This is a genomic window from Diplocloster modestus (genome assembly GCF_019042245.1).
Taxonomy (GTDB): domain Bacteria; phylum Bacillota; class Clostridia; order Lachnospirales; family Lachnospiraceae; genus Diplocloster; species Diplocloster modestus.
Genome location: NZ_JAHQCX010000011.1, coordinates 82,132 through 101,229 on the forward strand (window position 1 = coordinate 82,132; position 19,098 = coordinate 101,229).

18 protein-coding genes are annotated in these 19,098 nt (G+C 49.7%); 16 read left to right on the top strand and 2 right to left on the bottom strand.

Annotated elements, in window-relative coordinates:
• Positions 1 to 172: 172 nt before the first annotated feature.
• Together KTH90_RS15735 and KTH90_RS15740 are read right to left on the bottom strand one after the other, a co-directional pair.
• Positions 173 to 619 carry a hypothetical protein gene (locus KTH90_RS15735; protein ID WP_158352177.1) on the bottom strand — a complete coding sequence of 149 codons (447 nt, stop codon included), beginning with the start codon at positions 617 to 619 and terminating at the stop codon, positions 173 to 175.
• The gene (locus tag KTH90_RS15740; RefSeq protein WP_158352175.1) at positions 616 to 840 is read right to left on the bottom strand and encodes a helix-turn-helix transcriptional regulator; all 225 of its coding nucleotides are present in this window, start codon (positions 838 to 840) and stop codon (positions 616 to 618) included. The genes KTH90_RS15735 and KTH90_RS15740 overlap by 4 nt, the downstream gene beginning before the upstream one ends.
• A gap of 194 nt (positions 841 to 1,034) precedes the next feature.
• On the opposite strand from KTH90_RS15740, the gene KTH90_RS15745 reads away from it, so the two are divergent.
• The 16 genes from KTH90_RS15745 (at position 1,035) to KTH90_RS15820 (ending at position 18,983) form a co-directional block, all read left to right on the top strand.
• Positions 1,035 to 1,943: a helix-turn-helix transcriptional regulator gene (locus KTH90_RS15745; RefSeq protein WP_158352173.1), complete on the top strand. Its 909-nt coding sequence runs from the start codon at positions 1,035 to 1,037 to the stop codon at positions 1,941 to 1,943.
• Between the two features lie 64 nt (positions 1,944 to 2,007).
• Entirely contained in the window at positions 2,008 to 2,469 is a 462-nt protein-coding gene (locus KTH90_RS15750) for a GyrI-like domain-containing protein (protein ID WP_158352171.1), read from the top strand.
• Positions 2,470 to 2,507: 38 nt separating this feature from the next.
• Positions 2,508 to 3,413: an SPL family radical SAM protein gene (locus KTH90_RS15755; RefSeq protein ID WP_238727035.1), complete on the top strand. Its 906-nt coding sequence runs from the start codon at positions 2,508 to 2,510 to the stop codon at positions 3,411 to 3,413.
• 185 nt (positions 3,414 to 3,598) lie between these two features.
• Positions 3,599 to 3,997 (top strand): putative signal transducing protein, encoded by a 399-nt coding sequence (locus tag KTH90_RS15760; RefSeq protein WP_158352168.1) that lies wholly within the window; start codon positions 3,599 to 3,601, stop codon positions 3,995 to 3,997.
• Positions 3,998 to 4,038: 41 nt separating this feature from the next.
• On the top strand, positions 4,039 to 5,070 hold the full coding sequence (locus KTH90_RS15765) for a LacI family DNA-binding transcriptional regulator (RefSeq protein WP_238727036.1): 1,032 nt from the start codon (positions 4,039 to 4,041) through the stop codon (positions 5,068 to 5,070).
• 1 nt (position 5,071) lies between these two features.
• Complete coding sequence (locus tag KTH90_RS15770) at positions 5,072 to 6,112, top strand: alcohol dehydrogenase (RefSeq protein ID WP_158352164.1); 1,041 nt, start codon at positions 5,072 to 5,074, stop codon at positions 6,110 to 6,112.
• Between the two features lie 46 nt (positions 6,113 to 6,158).
• Positions 6,159 to 6,914: a DUF1266 domain-containing protein gene (locus tag KTH90_RS15775; RefSeq protein WP_158352162.1), complete on the top strand. Its 756-nt coding sequence runs from the start codon at positions 6,159 to 6,161 to the stop codon at positions 6,912 to 6,914.
• A gap of 345 nt (positions 6,915 to 7,259) precedes the next feature.
• Complete coding sequence (locus KTH90_RS15780; RefSeq protein WP_158352161.1) at positions 7,260 to 9,035, top strand: cache domain-containing sensor histidine kinase; 1,776 nt, start codon at positions 7,260 to 7,262, stop codon at positions 9,033 to 9,035.
• On the top strand, positions 9,028 to 10,629 hold the full coding sequence (locus KTH90_RS15785) for a response regulator transcription factor (protein WP_158352159.1): 1,602 nt from the start codon (positions 9,028 to 9,030) through the stop codon (positions 10,627 to 10,629). Before KTH90_RS15780 ends, KTH90_RS15785 begins: the two co-directional genes overlap by 8 nt.
• A complete protein-coding gene (locus tag KTH90_RS15790) occupies positions 10,626 to 12,134 on the top strand; it encodes a glycoside hydrolase family 31 protein (protein WP_158352157.1) in 1,509 nt (502 codons plus the stop codon). The genes KTH90_RS15785 and KTH90_RS15790 overlap by 4 nt, the downstream gene beginning before the upstream one ends.
• A 125-nt stretch (positions 12,135 to 12,259) precedes the next feature.
• Complete coding sequence (locus KTH90_RS15795; RefSeq protein WP_158352155.1) at positions 12,260 to 13,612, top strand: ABC transporter substrate-binding protein; 1,353 nt, start codon at positions 12,260 to 12,262, stop codon at positions 13,610 to 13,612.
• A gap of 189 nt (positions 13,613 to 13,801) precedes the next feature.
• Positions 13,802 to 14,683, top strand: a complete 882-nt coding sequence (locus KTH90_RS15800) for a carbohydrate ABC transporter permease (protein ID WP_158352153.1) — start codon at positions 13,802 to 13,804, stop codon at positions 14,681 to 14,683.
• Positions 14,680 to 15,501: a carbohydrate ABC transporter permease gene (locus KTH90_RS15805; protein ID WP_238727037.1), complete on the top strand. Its 822-nt coding sequence runs from the start codon at positions 14,680 to 14,682 to the stop codon at positions 15,499 to 15,501. The genes KTH90_RS15800 and KTH90_RS15805 overlap by 4 nt, the downstream gene beginning before the upstream one ends.
• A gap of 351 nt (positions 15,502 to 15,852) precedes the next feature.
• Positions 15,853 to 16,197 carry a PadR family transcriptional regulator gene (locus KTH90_RS15810; protein WP_158352150.1) on the top strand — a complete coding sequence of 115 codons (345 nt, stop codon included), beginning with the start codon at positions 15,853 to 15,855 and terminating at the stop codon, positions 16,195 to 16,197.
• The gene (locus tag KTH90_RS15815; RefSeq protein WP_158352148.1) at positions 16,198 to 17,241 is read left to right on the top strand and encodes a hypothetical protein; all 1,044 of its coding nucleotides are present in this window, start codon (positions 16,198 to 16,200) and stop codon (positions 17,239 to 17,241) included.
• 26 nt (positions 17,242 to 17,267) lie between these two features.
• Positions 17,268 to 18,983, top strand: coding sequence for an ABC-ATPase domain-containing protein (locus tag KTH90_RS15820; protein ID WP_158352316.1), 1,716 nt, complete (start codon positions 17,268 to 17,270; stop codon positions 18,981 to 18,983).
• The last annotated feature ends 115 nt before the right edge of the window (positions 18,984 to 19,098 follow it).

A 19,098-nucleotide genomic window follows, 5' to 3' on the forward strand; every position in this document is an offset into this window, starting at 1 on the left:
ATAAGAATCTGTAAGCGGTACATAGTGAAAGAAAATAATGAAAACTTATAAGAATTAAGATATATAAAAAATTACGGCGGTCCCGTATCTGTGTCTGTCAGGATACAAGCCGGGACCGCCGTTTATATATATCGTTAATCAATCATAAATCCTCAGGGAGATCCGTAATACGTTAATCTTCCCGGTGCTGCCGCTCATAAAAATACCGCGCAGTAAACACGGTCGAGATGCTCAGACAGCAGAAACTGACCATCATCCGCAGCCCAAGAGCTGTGAAAGAGCCATTCGCCAAAAACCTGTCTCTGCCGGACAGAATCGAGACCAGCGGAGGGAAGAATCCGACCATTCCGCACAGGCCCAATACCATAATCATTGCCCGATAAGAGCGCCGGACTCCGATATAGGCGTCCTTACAAATGAGCTCTATGGAACCAACCGTAACCGGCAGCATGATCAGAAGCAAAGCCTGATAAAGCTCGTCGGCCCAGATCACGCCGTTCATGCGTAAGAACGCATTTGCCAAAATGAGAAGGGCCATCACAATCAGGGTGTGAAGATACACCGCTCCCCGTATTTTTAACTGTCGTTCATCAAAATCATTGTTTAATAGTTTCTTCATTTTTCCTCCATATATGCATGTTCTGACTCATCCCAGAACAATTCGTCTAAAGTTTTGCCAAGAATTCTGCAGATGCGGATACAAAGGTTGATAGTCGGATTATAGTCACCTTTTTCAATAGCATTGATCGTTTGCCTGGTGACACCTACGGCACAAGCCAGATCCTTCTGAGACAGATCAAGAGCGGCTCTTGCCGACTTAATACGCAGGTTTTTGGGCATGGCATCACATCCTTATCTCAATAATTTCCGAATGGAAGCAGCCTTTTTTTCAGCCTATCTTTCGGCATAATCGTTCCACACAATGAGAGTAACATATAAATGATTAAAAGTCAAATATATTATACATTTCTAAATCCCCCTTCAATCCCATTTTATGCTATACTAAAAAAAGAACAATAAGGGAGGTAAGCACAATGCAGATCAGCCGGCTGTTTGAAATGGTATATCTGCTTCTGGAAAGGAAGAATATGACGGCCTCAGAGCTGGCCCGGCGCTTCGAGGTCTCCACCAGGACGATATACCGGGATGTGGACACGCTGGCCCAGGCTGGGATCCCCATCTATACCAGCAAGGGCAAAAATGGCGGAATACGTCTGCTGGAAGATTTTGTCCTGAATAAATCGGTGCTGTCTGAGGTGGAACAGAAGCATATCCTCACATCCCTTCAAAGCATGAACGCAATCAAGATCGAGGGGGTACAGCCGGTTCTGTCGAGATTGGCAGCTTTGTTCGGAAAAGAGCACACTGACTGGGTTCAGATCGATTTTTCCTGGTGGAATCCGGAAAATTCCGTGAGCAGCCGGTTTGAGCAGATAAAGCAGGCTATATTTTCCGGGCAGGTCGTGGAGTTTGATTATTCGGGTATGAACGGGGAATATGAACGGCGGGACGTGGAACCGGTAAGACTGGTCTTTAAGGGAACGGACTGGTACCTTCAGGCCTTTTGCCGTCTGAGACAGGATTTCCGCTTTTTCAAACTGTCGCGGATGGAACATTTAGATATCCGAAGCGAAACATTTATCCCGAAGATTCCGCCGGATGTTGATGAATCCCGGCAGAGGGAAGCTTATGGGAAACGAATTCAGGTCGAGGTTAGAATCGCTCCGGAGATGGCCTACCGGGTTTATGATGAATTCAGCAGCGCGCAGCGGAGACGTATGGAGGACGGAAGTTTCCTGGTTTCCTTTGAGATGGTTGAAAATGAATGGATGTATGGATATTTTATGGCCTATGGGCCGTATCTGGAGGTGTTAAAACCTGCGGATGTCCGGCAGGAGTTCTGTCTCAGGCTGAAAAAAATGTTACAGATTTATCATATATGACAGTCAGGTGTCATATTAACCATGCTATACTGGCCTCATCAAAGGAAAGAGAGGAAAGAAAACCATGGAATATGAGATCGTTATGCTGGAAGAGAAAAAAGTAATCGGATTAGAGAGAAGGACTTCGAATCAGGACCCGCGGATGCAGGAAGTGATCGGAGGACTCTGGCAGCAGCTCTATGGGCAGGGCTGTTATGGACAGATTCAGGATAAGAGCAATGACCGGTCCATCGGCCTGTATTCTGATTATGAAAACCAAGCGGCAGGGGCGTATTCGGTTACGGTCGGCTGTGAGGTAAAGGCGGTTCCGGCTTTGATTACAGAACCATTTGTATTAAAAATCATCCCGGCCGGCCGGTACGCCAGATTTGAAATTTACGGAGACGAAGTGGAAGCGGTCGGGCAGCTCTGGAACGAGATATGGCAGCTGCCGCTGGAGCGCACCTTTACCGGTGATTTTGAAGAATATTATCCGGTAGAAGAAGGTAAGGAGCCAAAGATCTGTGTGTATGTAGCGGTCCGGTGACGGGCTTTAGAACGGATGGAACAGACAGGAGTGAGCGTATGAGTGTCCTTTTACCGGAAGAGATACCGGCCAAGTCGATTTTACAAAGGGCAGCCCCCAAGAATTATGGATGGTTTGGTATCGACTATAACATGAATCTGTATAAAGGCTGCTGTCATGGCTGTATCTACTGTGACAGCCGCAGCAGCTGTTACCGGATAGAAGATTTTGATCAGGTCAGAAGAAAGGCAGAGGCTCTTAAAATCCTGGAGATGGAGTTGAAAAGTAAGAGGAAGAAGGGGGTAATCGGGATCGGAGCCATGTCCGACACCTATAACCCCTTCGAGAAAGAGTGCTGTCTTACGATGGGAGCGCTCAAACTGATCCGGGATTATGGGTTTGGGGTGTCCCTGGATACCAAGAGCAGCCTGGCAGTACGGGACCAGGAACTGTTTGCCCGGATCGGCAGGGAACAGCCGGTCATCGTCAAATTTACCATAACGGCTGCGGACGATGCGACGGCGGCTGAAATCGAACCGGGCGTCTGCGTCAGCTCAAGCCGGTTCGCGGCGATGGAACAGCTTAGCCGGGCGGGAATCTTTACGGGTGTCTTAATGACACCCTTATTGCCGTTTTTGACCGATACGCCGGAAAATGTCAAAAATATTGTGAGACTGGCCGCAGAACATCAGGCACGGTTTGTGTATGGGATGTTCGGTGTTACCCTGCGGGAAAATCAAAGAGAGTATTACTTCCGGCAGCTGGACCGTCTGCATCCGGGACTGAGCCATAGATACAGGCAGATATACGCTGACCAATACTTGTGTGAGAGCCAAAACAGCAAAACCCTGGCTCGAATTTTCACACAGGAATGTGAGAAATACGGCTTGCTGTACCGCATGAAGGATATTATTGAAGCATACCGGAATATACCTTCGTATGATCAGATGAAATTGATGTTTTGAGTTCTGCCATATTATGTTATAATGTCGATAGACATTTAACTGCGCCGGAGCGCTTACCTTGGTGCGGAGTGTGCATCCTCCCCGGAGGGGTCATGATTGCGTGCAATCATGATGTAATGGACTAATTAGGAAAAGGGACCGGAGGGAGAAGGTTCACGGATCTGAAGACAGAAGGGATAACTGAGATGGCGGAAAAAGAAAATCAAACAATCGGGAATTTCTCAAAATTATTAACGGTTTCCAATCAGGTAGAGGCAGGGATGGTTGAAGAACTGCTGAAAAACGAACAGATCGCCTGTTACCGCAGAGATCGGGAACTGGGAAGCTTTTTAAGAGTCTCCATGGGCTATTCCGTATATGGGGAAGATATTTATGTATCAAAGGATCAGCTGGAAAATGCAAGAGAAGTGTTAAAGGATTCTTTCCTGGCTGTTCAGGAGGATCAGGATGAGGAAGACGCGGACAGGGAAGATTCACAAGTGATGGAAAGCTATGATCGCAGGCGTCGTCTGGCCGCCAGAATCGTGGTAATCGTACTGGCCGTAATTATGATGTTTGTCCTGCTGCTGAACCTGATCCATTAATGCGGGACCAAGAACAACACAGGAGGGGAACAGACAGGAAAATGGCGACAATTTTTGATGTGGCAAAGGAAGCCGGAGTGTCAAAATCCACGGTTTCCAGGGTGATCAATAAGGATCCCAAAGTAAAAGCACAGACGAGGATCGCGGTGGAACAGGCGATCCGGAAGCTGAACTATTCGCCCAGCTATTTTGCAAAGGGAATCCGGACGGGACGGACGAAGACGATTGCCATGCTGGTTCCGGAATACACGAACGTCTTTTATGGGGAAATGTTCCGGGGCGTGGAGGATGTGGCGTTAAAGTACGGATATGTGGTGCTGGTGTGCAATACGGAGCGCCATACCACAACAGAATCCGAATATATAGAAGAGCTGCTGAAACGGAATGTGGACGGTATCATTTACAATACTTATGACATGAATCCGATGATGGTAGACTATTTGAAAAATGTATCTGAAGAACGCCCGGTAGTATTCATGGACGAGACTGCCCGTGATATTCCGGGTATTTCCTATGTCTTTACGGATGGATTTGCCAGTACGAGAAACGCGGTACACTATCTGTATGAGCTGGGAAAGAAAAAGATCGGCTATGTGCGAAACGCAGTCAGTATCAGTGTGACAGAGTCCAGGTACCAGGGGTATCTGCAGGGATTAAGAGACTGCGGCCTGCCATTTTATGAGGAATATGCTTACCGCACCCAGACGGAGGCGGAACAGGATTACATAAAAGCGGGGGCAAAGGCAGCACGCTATTATGCCGGTTTGAAGGAGCGGCCGGACAGCGTCATGACAGCCATCGATCTGCTCGGGATCGGCTGCCTGAAGGAATTCAAAAAGCTTCATATACAGGTGCCCAGGGATATCAATATCATCGGATATGATAATATCTCCTTGAGTGAACTGATGGAGCCGTCCATGACCACCATCGCGCAGCCTACGAGGCTGCTGGGACAGCGGGCGGCCGAAATCCTGATCAGGAAGCTGGACCAAAGTCCGGTCGAAGACAGGGTGGTCTTCGAGGGGACATTGATCGTAAGAGAGACGACGGATCAACAGGGAGGGGTACGGTAAGATGAAGGCGGTTGTATATAAAGGTAACGGCCGGGTGGCGCTGGAACAGCGGCCTGTGCCTGTGATTCAGAGCGAAGGGGATGCGGTCGTCAGGGTAACCCTGACGACCATCTGTTCCAGTGATATCCATATTAAGCATGGAGCGGTTCCAAGAGCGGTGGAAAATACGATCCTGGGTCATGAGTTTGTCGGAGAGGTAGTACAGATAGGGAGGCTGGTGAGAAGGTTTCAGCCAGGAGACCGGGTGGCGGTAAATGTGGAAACCTTCTGTGGGGAGTGCTTTTACTGTAAGCGTGGGTATGTGAATAACTGCACGGATCCTGACGGAGGCTGGGCACTGGGCTGCCGGATCGACGGCGGACAGGCGGAATATGTGCGCATCCCCCATGCGGATCACGGTCTGACCATGATACCGGAGGACGTGAGTGACGAGCAGGCATTATTTACCGGTGATATCCTCTCGACTGGGTACTGGGGCGCTAAACTGGCAGAGATCAAACCGGCCGATACGGTGGCGGTTATCGGTGCCGGTCCTACAGGCCTGTGTACGTTAATGTGCGCCGGCTTATACGGACCATCTGCGGTCATATCCATCGATGTGGATGACAGCCGGCTTGATCTGGTGCGGCGGGAAGGGCTGGCAGACGTGACCCTGAATCCCAGGCATACAGATGTAAGGCAGAGAATCCTCGAACTGACTGAGGGAAGAGGAGCGGATGCCGTGCTGGAGGCGGCGGGTTCGGAGGAAAGTTTCCAGACGGCCTGGCAGATCGCACGGCCCAACGCGGTAGTCTGCGTGATCGCCATGTACGAGCAGGCCCAGGTACTGCCGCTGCCAGATATGTACGGGAAAAATCTGGTCTTTAAAACAGGGGGGGTGGATGCTTCCAACTGTGAAGAAATCATGCGTCTGATCGCCTGCGGGAAGCTGGATACCAGGTGCCTGATTACCCATCGGACGACTCTTGGCAATGCAATGGAGGCTTACCGAATATTTGAAAAGAAAGAGGATTCGGTGATAAAATGGGCAATCACGCCCTGAGTTATGCTATAATGGACGGTACAAAACCCAAAAAGGAGTTTAGACAATGAAAAAGAAGATTCAAATTATGACCGTGGTTCTGTTAATCATGACCATAATAAGCGGCTGCGGAGCAAAAAAGCAGGAGGAACCGCTTCCGGATACAGTCCGGTGGATGAACGCGACCTACGCTATATTGACGAAGGCGAATAACGGGAATCTAAATGCGATCGGCGGCATGAATAAAGTGGTGGGCAGTAAGAAGCTGCTGCTGGCCTCTCTGGAAGAATGGTGGGATATCACCGACCGGGCGTCTGCGGATGAACAGCTGGACTGGCTGATCGGAGAGGGACACCGGGCCCAGTTTGCGTCAGATATTGCCTATCTTCAGGAAAACGGCGTGATGGATCTGAGTGAGGAGGAGCAGAAAACGTTGATCGAAGACAGCTTCGAGGAAGCGGATCAGGCTTATGTGTATTCCATTTTGGAAGCGTACGATACATATGGGGATCACGCAATAGACGCCTGGGATTATTGCAGGGCGAACCAATTGCTGGGACAGTTTTATATCGTAGATTTCTATACGAAAGAAGAAGCGCTGGATAAGTCCCTGGAAATATCTGAAATCCTTCAGGGCACCTATGATTCCTGGGAGGACATGGCAGAGAGCTACCTGTATGGCTATCAGTACTGGCAGGAGGACGATATGGACGAAGAAGGATCTGCCAGCTACGAGAGGCGCATGGTTTACGAAAAGCTGCTGGAACAAAAAGATAATCCTTACCAGATTGACTGGAATCTGAAGCTGGAAAAATCCTGGTGAGGCAGGCTGATGGAAGGAAAAATGTTTGCAGGGCCCTATAGCAGGGCCTTTTTTTATTTCACAGGAAGCTGATCCTATGAAATAAAAAACGCTCCGCGGGATCGCACAGCGGCGGAAAGGAAGATGCCGCTTACGCGGCCCGCCGCAGGCGGAGAGTTTCGCAAGCGAAACTCTTTTTCATTCTGTAGGGTGCGCCCAGCAAAGGGCTTGAAGTCCGGGGGGGTATCATGAATTGCCTTCTTCCGCCATTCTGCGATATAACCGTAATATAGTGCAATAAAAAAGTATCGAAGAACATTGAACCCGTATCTGGCAGCCTATATAATAACATTGGGGGGATAAGCCATGAAGATATCATTAAGAAAGCAGATAGTAATCAGCTTTTCCGTAGCCTTTATGATTATCATCGCGCTGTTTGGAGGCGGGCTGTACAGCTATAACAGCTATCACTATCCCAGACAAAGCTATGAATACTGCAGGAAAATCGTTACGGCTAATATTACTTTGATAGACAATTATTTTGCACAGATTAAAAACATATCCGGTATTGTTGCGGGAGATGCTGATATTAATCAGGCAGTTAGCTTCCGTAATAAGACGGAAGAGGTGGATTACTCCATAGAGCTGTACAACCAGAGGCGGGTCGCATCAAAAATCAAGCAGCTGGCCGCCCTTTCCGATATTACCAATGCGGTTATTATCGGCAGGGACGGACAGTACCTCTATTATTACGGCACCTCTCCGGTAAGGGGCTATAATTTCCATGACCAGATATGGTATCAGGAGGTTACTAAGGACAGCGTAAGACAGGCTTCCTTCACGAACTTTCACGGTACGGAGTATCTGCTGAATGCCCCGGCAGACCGTACCGTATCCATTGCCACGCCCATCAGGGATGCTAACCAGTATATTATGAAGGAGCCTTCTTATCTTCTCTGCGATTTTCGTCTGGAGCCAATTATTGCGGATAAGGATCAGGACTCCGATACCTGGATAGCGGTATATGACGGCTCTGCACCGGTCTATTTTCCAGAGGAGTGCGGGCTTTCAGAGGTACAGAAGGAAGAGTTAAGTCAGCTTTTATCAGGAGAAGACACATCCTTTACGGTGAACAAGAGCTCCGGCAATCCGGTTTCCTACCTGGTGGCAAGAGAACAGTCAGCCATCTCCGGATGGAGTATTCTGGGAATCATGCCCATGACACAACTGGAAGAAATCCAGAGGACGAACGGTATGTTTGTCATCGCCATGGTACTGTTTGCGTGCGTCGTGATATTTCTGACTGCTAACAAGATCTCAAAATCTCTTTTGGGACCGGTGAACCATCTGATTGGAAGTTTAAACCTGATTGCAGAGGGGAAGAAGGATGTGGCGCTTCTACCGACCAGAAGTATGGAGATAGACAGGATTTCGGAGACCGTTGGCAACATGCTGGAGAAAATCGATCTGCTTACGGGAACACTCCTTATGGAACAGAAACGGCTGTCCGAGGAACAGTTAAAGGCGCTTCAGCATCAGATTAACCCTCATTTCCTGAACAATGTGCTCCAGACGATCAAAGCGATGGCGGTCTGTGAGAACACGGATTCCATTTCAAAAATAAGCACATTGCTGGGGAAGCTTTTGACCTACTCTGTGTATAATCCTTATGACCTGGTACCCCTTTATGACGAGCTGGCCTATACGGAGAACTATATCGCCCTCCAGAACATCAGATGGGAAGAAAAGATCCAGTATTCTGCGGACTGTTCAGGGGATTCCCGGATGCTCTTAGTCCCCAAGCTGATGATTCAGCCTATCGTAGAAAATGCCATAGAACATGGATTTGACCGCCGCGGGGGAGGACGCATCGTCATCAGTGCGCAAGAGGAGGAGTTTGAATACCATATTGCGGTGACCAACAGCGGGTGCGCCATAGACTCAGAGCAGGTGGAAAAGCTGAATGAGTACCTTGAAAAAGGGGATACCTACGCAAAAGATAAGAGCATTGGACTTTTAAATGTCTCCCGGAGACTGAAGAGTTGCTTTGGGCCCAGGGCAGGAATCAGGCTGTTTTCGCGGGAGGGTATGAATACCAGCGTGATCATTATTATTCCGAAGGAGGTAGAGCAGGATGCGTAAGGCGCTGATTGTAGATGATGAGATGTTATCTGTGCGTATGGTGAGCCGGATTATTGACTGGGAGAAATATGGAGTCAGGATATGTGCCGCCGCGGAGGATGGAATGGATGCGCTGGAGCAGTTTGAAATTCACCGTCCCGACCTTATACTGACAGATATACGGATGCCCCGGATGGATGGATTGGAATTTATACAGAAGGTAAAGGAAAAAAAGCCGGAAACAGAATTTATCCTGATCAGCGGATATGCTGATTTCAGTTATGTCAAAAGAGCCATGGAGATGGGCTGTTCCCATTATATACTAAAACCGGTGGATGAAGCCGAGCTGGAGACGGCGGTCCGGTTTCTGATAGATAAAATGGATAAAAAAGAACGGCAGGAAGAGATATTGGAAGAAAACCAGCGGATCAAGGTCAGGAGACAGCTGAGCCGCTTTATGCGCACTGGTGGCAGCCAGGCTGAGGCCCTTCGCCTGATGGAACAGATTCCGGAGGAATTTTCCGTATACCGTTTGGCAGGTATCATGATAGAGGAAAATTCTATCAATGATTATGTGGAACTTGATTCCCGCCTGACTGTCGGAATGGAAGTGCTGGAAAACCGGCTGGAAGAAGATCTGAACCGAAAACGGCGGTGTATGCTGCTGGACTATGAGGAAGGCTGCTGGACCGCCATGATCTCGGCATACGCGGATGAGGAAGAACCTTCTGAGGTATGGGCTAAGGAAATTTGCAGTTACTTCCGGGCTGAATATGAGATGGCAGTGCGGGTCTGCTTTACGCTGCCCTACGATAATACCTCCCATCTACCCGCCGCTTTTATGAAGCTCTCCAATCTGGAGCGTTTCAGCTTCTACGTGGGAGAGACACCGGTACTGGGCTATGGCTATAACTGCGAGGAAAATGAATTTGACCAGCTGGATATTTTGGATCGCACAAAGGTTATCGCCCAGGCCCTTTCCGGCCGGGATTTTGCCGCCGCGAAAAAGATTCTTGCGGAAGTGCTTGGGCTGTCGGTTCATTTGAATCCGACCAACCTACATCTGGTCTATGAATTTTGTTATAACGTAATATGCGGCATCAGGGAGCAGTTTACCCGGGAGGAGCGGCTGGAGATGAGGGACCTTCCTTTGATGAAAATGAGCTATCGCGATGTGTCGGAGCTGTCCACGGTGTATGAGCTGGGGCAGTTTATGGAAAAGGCCATGGAATGCCTGGCGGGAGAAGCGTCGGAATGCCGGTCTGCATACGGCTGCCTGGTGCAGGAGGGCATCGGTTACCTGGAACAGCATTTTGACAGCAATATATCGTTAGACAGCATGTGCGCTGTATTGTCAGTAAGCAAAAATTATTTCTGTTATTTATTCAAGCGGGAAACAGGGGAAAATATATGGTCGTGTCTGACGCAAATCCGCTTAAAACAATCAAAGAAGCTGCTTCTCACAACGGACTATAAGAGCTATGAGATTGCTTATATGGTGGGATACGATAATCCCAGCTATTTTTCCCGTTTATTTAAAAAATGTACGGGGTACACGCCCAATGAATACAGGGCGGTCCGCACAAGAGAAGCGCATGGGGGAGAAAAAAGATGAAGATTCATTGGATTCAGGGAGAGTACTGGTACGGAGGAGCGGCCTGCGACGGTATAAGACAGCCGGTGGGACAGGGGGATATCCGGGAGATCAATCTGGAGCCCAATTCCACGCCCAATCAGGCAATGCCGTTCTTCCTGTCCTCCAAGGGGCGGTATCTCTGGGGGCGGGGAGGGTTTTCCGTCAGGTTTGACAGGGAGGGAATCACCTGTCCCGATGATGCAAAACTTGGGAAGGGATTTGGCACACTGCGCGGGGCTTATCTGGCGGGTATGAAGAGGCACTTCCCCTTTCATCCGTTTCGGCTGTCGGAACGCCTGTTTGACGCACCTGTTTACAACACCTGGATAGAGCTTACGTTTTATCAGTCGCAGCAGGCGGTGCTGGATTATGCACGGGGGATTGTGGGGCACGGTATGGAGCCCGGAGTTCTGATGATTGATGATGGATGGAGCGAATGCTATGGAGACTGGCGGTTCCACAGCGGCAGGTTCCCCGACCCGGCCGGGATGGTAAAAGAACTGAAGGCTATGGGATTCTCTGTGATGATCTGGGTGTGCCCTTTCGTGACGCCGGATTCCATAGCCTGGCGGGATGCCGGGGAAAGGGGAATCCTGGCGGCGGGGCCCGATGGGGAGCCGTACCTTTCCCGGTGGTGGAACGGATATTCCGGGGTACTGGACTTCTCCAGGAAGGAAGCGGTTTCCTGGTTTGACAGACAGATGATGCGGCTTCAGGAAACAGGCGTGGATGGCTTCAAGTTCGACGCGGGGGACAGTATTTACTATCCCCGGGAAGGCTGCGGCAGAAATGAACAGTCACGCCTGTGGGCCCAATACGGTGAAAGGTACAGCTTTAACGAATACCGTGCGTCCTGGAAGGCGGGGGGCTATTCTCTGATGCAGCGGCTTTGCGATAAGGAGCATTCCTGGGGTGAGAAAGGAATCGGTGCGCTGATTCCCGACACATTGGTTCAGGGGCTGACCGGACATCCGTATTGCTGCCCGGATCTGGTGGGCGGCGGTGAGTATCTGAATTTTGCAAAAGAAAAGGAGGCCGGGCTGGACCAGGAGCTATTCTTATGCCACAGTGAAACCGCATGTATGATGCCGGTAATCCAGTTTTCCGCCGCTCCCTGGAGAATTCTGGACGAAGAGCGGTTTAAGCGGCTGAAGGAACAACTGGATATCAGAAAAGCCTATGGAAAAGAGCGGGCGCAGGCGCTTTCGCAGGCGGCTGCAACAGGGGAACCGGTGATACGGCCTATGGAATATTCATTTCCGGGACAGGGGATGGAGACGGTTATGGATCAGTTTATGATGGGAGAACGGCTGTTAGTGGCTCCCTGTATTAAAAAAGGGGAGACGGGAAGACTTGCCGCACTGCCAAAGGGACGCTGGAAGTACGGCGGACACTGTATCGAAGGGGGCGGAAGCGTTTATCTTAGCAGGGAGACGGCGGGCCCTATTATCCTGGAATATATGGAACCGGGATGCCGGCGGTAACCGAAAGCATAATATAGTGACAGGAATGCGGAATCCAGTTACTTTTCTCCTGCAGGAGATTTCTCTATAATAAGGGTATCACATGGCAGCAAGGAATAAAGGCCAGAAAACAGGAGGGAATTGTTATGAAGAGAAAAAACGTTATAGCCCTGATACTCACGGGGGTCATGATGGCTTCGGCACTGACCGGTTGCCAGAAAACGGCTGGCGAAGTGCCTGAAACGGCGAAAACAGAGGCCGGGCAGGAAGAAGCCGGGGCCGGCTCACAGGAGGATGATAAGGAGGATGAGGCACAGAGCCAGAGCGCGGGGGAGCCGGTGGAAATCCGGCTGATGGCTTACAATGCGGAGGCCACCCGGGCTACATATCTCACTTTGTTAAAGGAGAAGTTTCCGGATATTAAGATTAACTTTGAATTCGTGGCCCTGGATAATTTCAACAACGTGCTCAATTCCCAGCTTCAGGCGGGGCAGGGGCCGGACATCATCGAGGTGGGCGGTGAGACAAGGCTTCTGGCCAATGCCGGTTACTTAATGGATCTGACGGATCAGTCCTTTACCGGAAAATATGCCCAGGCAGGCCTGACACCCTATTCCGTGGACGGAAAAGTTTATGCGACACCGCTTCAAAGCTGGTATGAGGGAATATTCTATAACAAGGCTCTTTTCCGGGACAATGGTATCGAAGTTCCGAAAACCCTGGATGAGTTCATCCGGATCCATAAAGATTTAAGCGCCAAGGGAATTAAGCCTCAGACCATGGGAGCACAGTCCTGGGAGCCCATGATGAAGCAGAGCATTGGCGTGGTAAACAATGAATTCTATTCGGATCCGGAAAATAAGGATTTCGACAGTAAGTTCAATGCCGGCGAGGCAAAGCTGTCCGAGGCATGGCTTCCATATGTGGAACAATGGTCGAAGGTTATTACGCAAGGATGTCTGACACAGGATATGCTGGGGTTAAGCTATGACCAGGCCCTGGATGAGTTTGCAACCGGGAAAGCGGCCATGTGGGAGAGCGGTCCCTGGGCAGTGGGGACGATCCAAGAGAAGAATCCGGAGATGGAGCTGGGAATGTTCCCGATACCGGGCCTGAAGGAAGGCCCCGGATGGCTGGTCGGCGGCCCGGGATCCGCTTTCGCAGTCAATAAGAAGACAGAGCACGCTGAAGAAGTGCTTAAGATCCTGGAATTTACAGCCACGGAAGAGGCGCAGCTGGCGCTGATTAAGGACAATGCGGGAAGCTCCTTCTTAACCGGTGTGGACGTTGACCTGGGAGATATCTATACGGATTGCGAGGAAGCGTTTAAGGCAGGTAATGTCTATGCGCCGTGGACTGCTTCCTGGATTGCAGGCAACCCGATTGTTGAGGGATATGGAAAGTCCCTTCAGGAAGTATTAGCGGGTACGAAGACGGTAAAAGAGGCGCTGGCGGATGCGGATGAGATCAATGACACCATGCGGGAAACATTGAATTAATTGGTTTAAAAGTACACAAACCGGGATAGTGTATTGGTGAGGATGGCGCATAAATTGGGAATAGCGCATAGTTGAAAAAAGTGCAAAAGGCTGCTGCAGAATGCTGCGGCAGCCTTTTTATACCCCTCATAGAGCATGAGACTGCGGCAGGGACCAGAAGCCGCAGGCAGCAGGAAGGAAGAATGATAAATGCGTTCTAATAGAAAAAATTTTGTGTTTTTATTCATGGCAATGCCGGCGTTTTTGGGGTTTGTGGTATTTTTTCTGCTTCCCACCCTTATGAGCTTTGGCTACAGCGTGACCAATTGGTCCATATACATACCGGATTACCATTTTGTCGGGCTGGATAATTTCCGGAAGCTGTTTCAGGATACAAAAAATATGCATGCAATCTGGAATTCCGTCCGTTACGCCGCTGTGATTACTGTCGTCCAGAATTCTCTGGCCATTGTATTCGCGGTCCTGCTGAACCGGAAACTATTTATGGCGAATGTGGCTAAGTCGGTGTTCTTTTTCCCGGCGGTTTTGAGCATTCTGGTAGTCGGCTATCTGTTTCAGTATATTATGACCAGCGCGGATTACGGTCTTTTAAATCATATGATCCAGAGCTTTGGCGCAAAGCCGGTAAACTGGTTGGGAAATGAGAAGCTGGCCTTATATTCGGTTCTGGCTACCCAGGTGTGGCAGTGGACCGGATGGAGTATGGTTATCTATATTGCAAATTTAAAATCCATCGACCCGGGTCTGTATGAGGCGGCCAGAATCGACGGAGCCGGGGGAGTCAGGCTGTTTTGCAAAATTACGCTGCCGCTTCTCTATCCGGCGGCGTCCTTTAATATCCTGATGAGTCTCATTGGCGGCATGAAGGTATTTGACGCAGTGTTCGCCATGACTAAGGGAGGTCCGGGGTATGCCTCAGAGACAATCATGACGACCATGATCAGAGAGGGCTTTAACAGCGGCAGGAATGCGTACGCCTGTGCATTTGCCGTGCTGTTCTTTCTCATCGTATTTGCAATCACCAGGGTGGTTACCTATTTCTTAAACCGCTGGGAGGAGGGGATATCATGAGAAAGCATGCTGGTCTCTGGAATCTGCTGTATGGCGCGCTGTCCGTATTTATGATGATTCCCATTTACTATCTTCTGGTTACCACCTTCAAGACGCCGGCCGAGGCAGCGGCACATCCGTTGGGACTGCCGGTCCGTCTGACATTGGCAAACTATAAGAAGGCACTGGATTCCATGGAATATCTGCGTGCGCTTAAAAATAACATGATCATTACAGGCTGCGCAGTGGTTGTGCTGTTAATCATTTCTTCCATGGCTGCCTATGTGATTGCCAGGAGGACTAACAGGATATACCGCATCATGTTTTCGGTATTTATGGTTGGACTGATTGTGCCCTTTCAGATTGCTATTATACCCCTTTATCGGATTATCAGCGGCCTGCATCTGATGAACCGGCTCGCGGGAATCATTATAATCGATGTGTTCTGTATCAATCTGCCGCTGTCGGTCTTTTTGTTTAAGGGATTTATCTCCACCGTCCCCATCGAACTGGAGGAAGCCGCGGAAATTGACGGATGTGGGACGCTGGGGATATTCTTTCGGATTGTTTTTCCGTTGTTAAAGCCCATTGTGTCCACGGTTGCGATATTGGATGCCCTTGCTGTCTGGAATGACTTTATGACCCCGCTTCTCTTTCTTCAGGATCCGAAGAAGGGCGTTCTGCTCCAGGAGGTCTATAAGAATGTGGGGCCGTTTTTCACAAACTGGACGTCATTCTTCCCCATGCTTGTGCTGGCCACTTTACCGCTTGTGCTGTTTTATTTTGTGATGCAGCGGTATATTATTGAAGGGGTGGTGGCCGGATCGGTGAAAGGATAAGTGCCGCGGAAATTTGTATTTGGTTTACCAGGTTGTTAAAACAGGACGATGAATGGAAAAGGGGCGCCGGATGGCGCCTCTTTGGTCTGCGGACTACTTTTTTCATCTGGGGAGACTGTCCGAAAACTAAATAAAGTTATTTTTACTAAGGTCCGGGAAGAGAGGAACGCGGCGGGGCCTTAGTAAAAATAACTTTATTTAGTTTTCGGACAGTCTCCCCTTTTATACCTTTCTGATAAATATAATTTTCGGTTGACAATAATGTGTAATACACAGTATAATGAATTTAACAATAATTTATACTTAAGAAGAATTTGATCCAAGGGAAATAAATCTGATAGGAGAGAGCACATGAAAGAACGGCAGGAGATTCTGAACGGATTTGCAGTCGAGATGCGCAGGGGCACCGTTGTTTTGAGTGTCTTGAGCAGGCTGCAGTCGCCGAAGTACGGGTACTCCCTGATTCAGGAATTGAAACAGAATGAATTTGGCGTGGAAGCGAATACTTTATACCCGCTGCTGCGAAGGCTGGAAAAACAGGGGATTTTAAGAAGTGAATGGGAGACGCAGGGAGCGAAGCCCAGGAAATACTATGTGTTAACGGATTTCGGCAAAGAGATTTTTGAGGAACTGAAAACCTACTGGAAAAATATGCAGAGCTATTTGAACGTGCTGGTGAATGGGGAGGATTGCTAAATGGATATCAGGAAATATACGGAGGACATGATCGAACGCTATATTTATCAGGTGGCCCGATTTCTGCCCGGCAGGAATAAGGAAGATATTTTAAAGGAACTGCGCACTTTGATCTGGGATATGATAGAGGAACGGATCCGGGACAGAACTTTGGAAAAGAAAGATGTGGAGATCGTGCTGATGGAGCTGGGCACCCCATCAGAACTGGCGGCCAAATACGGGGAAAAGAAGCATTATCTGATCGGGCCTGACTTGTACCCGAGATATATCTGGATTCTCAAGATTGTGCTATTGATTGCGGTGATTGCGGGACCAGCAGCGGTATTGATCAGCCGGATGACTTCCGGGTTGGATATTGAATTCGCGGGAACCGGCCAGTTGTGGTTTATGGCTGTCTGGGAGATGCTGGAGGCATTCTTCGGCAGCGCTGTCACCGCCTTTGCCATGGTTACGCTGATCTTTGCCGTCATGGAGCGGATCGGGGTTCAGGGGGATATTTTCAGTTTTCAGGAGGGAATGGATTTCCTGCCGCCGGTGCCGGAGAAAAATGCCAGAATTTCCAAGGGGGAGCCGATTGTCAGTCTCGTCTTTTTGATGATACTTTTTGTGATCATGGTGTTCATACCCCAGATTATAGGGGCAACCGTGTATAGAGACGGTGTTATCACCATGGTTCCGATTTTTCAGCTCAGTGTCCTGCAGAGGGCTCTTCCGCTGTTTTGCATCTGGTTTGCCTGTTCGGCTGTCGCTGAGATCGTCAAGCTGGTTGAAGGCAGATATACCATGCGTCTAGCGGTAGTGGTTCTGATCGGAAATGGAATATCCCTGCTGCTCAGTATTTTTATTTTTACCCAGTTTAAGATCTGGAATCCACAGTTTATACCTCAGCTTCAGGAAGCTTTTCCGGGAATGAATCCAGATCTTGGAGCGCTGATCTGGAATCTAATGACGAATTTCTTTTTGCTGATTGTGATCTTTGCAATTTTGCTGGAGTGTGGTACTGTATTGTACAAAGGAATCAAGTACAGAGGATATGACAGATAAAGGAGCAGGGAACAGATATGTCAATGATAAAATCATCAGATGAATTGAGACAGATATTAAAACGGATCGATCGCAAGAGCTACGGATTTTATAAGGATCTGGCGGGCGGCTATGATTTCGGCGAATATCAGCTTTTTTTAGACCACGTACAGGGGGACCCCTTTGCCAGTCCTTCCAGGGTGCGGTTTGTGGTAGAGCGGAAGTTTCATCAGTTTCCAGCCCGGCTGTATGATGAAAAATGCAAAAAAACCGCGTTGGAGGACTATCTGCTGCGGCTGCTGAACCGCAACATACGTGCCGTAGAGCAAAAGGGAATGGGGTCCGGAAAAAGCGGGACTATCACCACCTGCCGTCCGGGGCAGGAGATGTTTGAGCGCACGGCGGTGACTATGGGGGAGAAGTTAGAGGTGCGGATCGAAGTTGGCTTTCCGGCCAGAGGACGCACGATACTATCGGATGAAATGGAGAAAATACTGTTCGTGCTGCTGCCCCAGATAGCCGGAAGGACTTTTTATTATGCCCGTCTGCGCCAGGAGGAGCTGGAACGCAGGGTGGAACTGTCGGTAGATCAGCAGGCCATCGCCAAAGAGCTGCGGCAGAAGAATCTGGTGGCTTTCGTGGCGGATGGTTCCATATTGCCCCGGTTAAGCGGAGTTTCCGATCTTCCCATGAAGGAGGGGATCCCATTTACCTCTCCGGAAAGCCTTCGGGTGGAAATGAACCTCCCATACCATGGCAGAATTCAGGGGATGGGCATTCCGAGGGGAATTACCGTAATTACCGGTGGGGGATACCACGGGAAATCCACGCTGTTAAGAGCGCTGGAAGCCGGTGTCTATCCGCATATTCCGGGAGACGGCCGGGAATATGTAGTCACTGACATCACAGCGCTTAAGATACGGGCGGAGGATGGAAGGTGTATTCATCACTGTAATATTTCCCCTTTTATCAGTCATCTGCCGGGGGGACAGAATACCGAGGATTTCATTACGGAAAATGCCAGCGGAAGCACCTCCCAGGCTGCCAATGTCATAGAGGGAATCGAGGCGGGCGCGAAAACCCTGCTCATCGATGAAGACACTTCGGCTACCAATTTCATGATCCGGGATGCGCTGATGGCGAAACTGGTTACGGACGACAAAGAACCGATCACCCCGTTTATCCGGCGGATCCGGAGCTTATATGAGGATGCGGGGATATCCACGGTGATCGTGATCGGCAGCTCCGGCGACTACCTATCCGTGGCGGACACGGTGCTTCAGCTGGATCATTACCGGGTAAAGGATGTGACGGCCAAGGCAGGTGAACTGTGCCGTCTGGAAAACGCCCAGGTACGGCAGCAGGAGGAGCCTTTTCCGCAGCTGTTATTTGAACGCCGTCTAAGAGCCGACGGTAACGGGCAGCAGCAGAGGGATGCGAGGGGACGAAGAGACGATATCAAGATCAAGACAGGCGGCCGGGACTATGTGATGATCAATCACGAGACCATAGATCTGCGTTATCTGGAACAGCTCACCGACAATGGTCAGGTCGCTGCGTTAGGTTACATGATGCGGATCGCGATACAACAGCTTCTGGGCGGAAACCGTACAGTCCGTCAGGTTGTGGAGCACCTTTACAGCCTGATCGAAAAAAATGGTATTCTATCCATCGTCCCGCCCAATTATCCGGCCGGCCACGCGGTCCTTCCACGCCCCCAGGAATTCTACCAGTGCCTCAACCGGTATCGCCTGCTAAAATAAGGCCAAACGATTTGGGCCATACGATTGGGGACATGTCCATTTCGGTTTGGGACATGTCCATACCGGATTGGGACATGTCCAAATGGAACCGGGGTGAAATGGACATGTCCCTATT

What these genes read in the sequence shown, in the direction of transcription:
- KTH90_RS15800 (WP_158352153.1), top strand. Translation starts at nt 13,802, where the DNA reads ATGCGTTCTAATAGAAAAAATTTTGTGTTTTTATTCATGGCAATGCCG.
- KTH90_RS15745 (WP_158352173.1), top strand. Translation starts at nt 1,035, where the DNA reads ATGCAGATCAGCCGGCTGTTTGAAATGGTATATCTGCTTCTGGAAAGG.
- KTH90_RS15810 (WP_158352150.1), top strand. Translation starts at nt 15,853, where the DNA reads ATGAAAGAACGGCAGGAGATTCTGAACGGATTTGCAGTCGAGATGCGC.
- KTH90_RS15805 (WP_238727037.1), top strand. Translation starts at nt 14,680, where the DNA reads ATGAGAAAGCATGCTGGTCTCTGGAATCTGCTGTATGGCGCGCTGTCC.
- KTH90_RS15735 (WP_158352177.1), bottom strand. Translation starts at nt 619, where the DNA reads ATGAAGAAACTATTAAACAATGATTTTGATGAACGACAGTTAAAAATA.
- KTH90_RS15815 (WP_158352148.1), top strand. Translation starts at nt 16,198, where the DNA reads ATGGATATCAGGAAATATACGGAGGACATGATCGAACGCTATATTTAT.
- KTH90_RS15760 (WP_158352168.1), top strand. Translation starts at nt 3,599, where the DNA reads ATGGCGGAAAAAGAAAATCAAACAATCGGGAATTTCTCAAAATTATTA.
- KTH90_RS15755 (WP_238727035.1), top strand. Translation starts at nt 2,508, where the DNA reads ATGAGTGTCCTTTTACCGGAAGAGATACCGGCCAAGTCGATTTTACAA.
- KTH90_RS15775 (WP_158352162.1), top strand. Translation starts at nt 6,159, where the DNA reads ATGAAAAAGAAGATTCAAATTATGACCGTGGTTCTGTTAATCATGACC.
- KTH90_RS15790 (WP_158352157.1), top strand. Translation starts at nt 10,626, where the DNA reads ATGAAGATTCATTGGATTCAGGGAGAGTACTGGTACGGAGGAGCGGCC.
- KTH90_RS15750 (WP_158352171.1), top strand. Translation starts at nt 2,008, where the DNA reads ATGGAATATGAGATCGTTATGCTGGAAGAGAAAAAAGTAATCGGATTA.
- KTH90_RS15740 (WP_158352175.1), bottom strand. Translation starts at nt 840, where the DNA reads ATGCCCAAAAACCTGCGTATTAAGTCGGCAAGAGCCGCTCTTGATCTG.
- KTH90_RS15765 (WP_238727036.1), top strand. Translation starts at nt 4,039, where the DNA reads ATGGCGACAATTTTTGATGTGGCAAAGGAAGCCGGAGTGTCAAAATCC.
- KTH90_RS15770 (WP_158352164.1), top strand. Translation starts at nt 5,072, where the DNA reads ATGAAGGCGGTTGTATATAAAGGTAACGGCCGGGTGGCGCTGGAACAG.
- KTH90_RS15785 (WP_158352159.1), top strand. Translation starts at nt 9,028, where the DNA reads ATGCGTAAGGCGCTGATTGTAGATGATGAGATGTTATCTGTGCGTATG.
- KTH90_RS15780 (WP_158352161.1), top strand. Translation starts at nt 7,260, where the DNA reads ATGAAGATATCATTAAGAAAGCAGATAGTAATCAGCTTTTCCGTAGCC.
- KTH90_RS15795 (WP_158352155.1), top strand. Translation starts at nt 12,260, where the DNA reads ATGAAGAGAAAAAACGTTATAGCCCTGATACTCACGGGGGTCATGATG.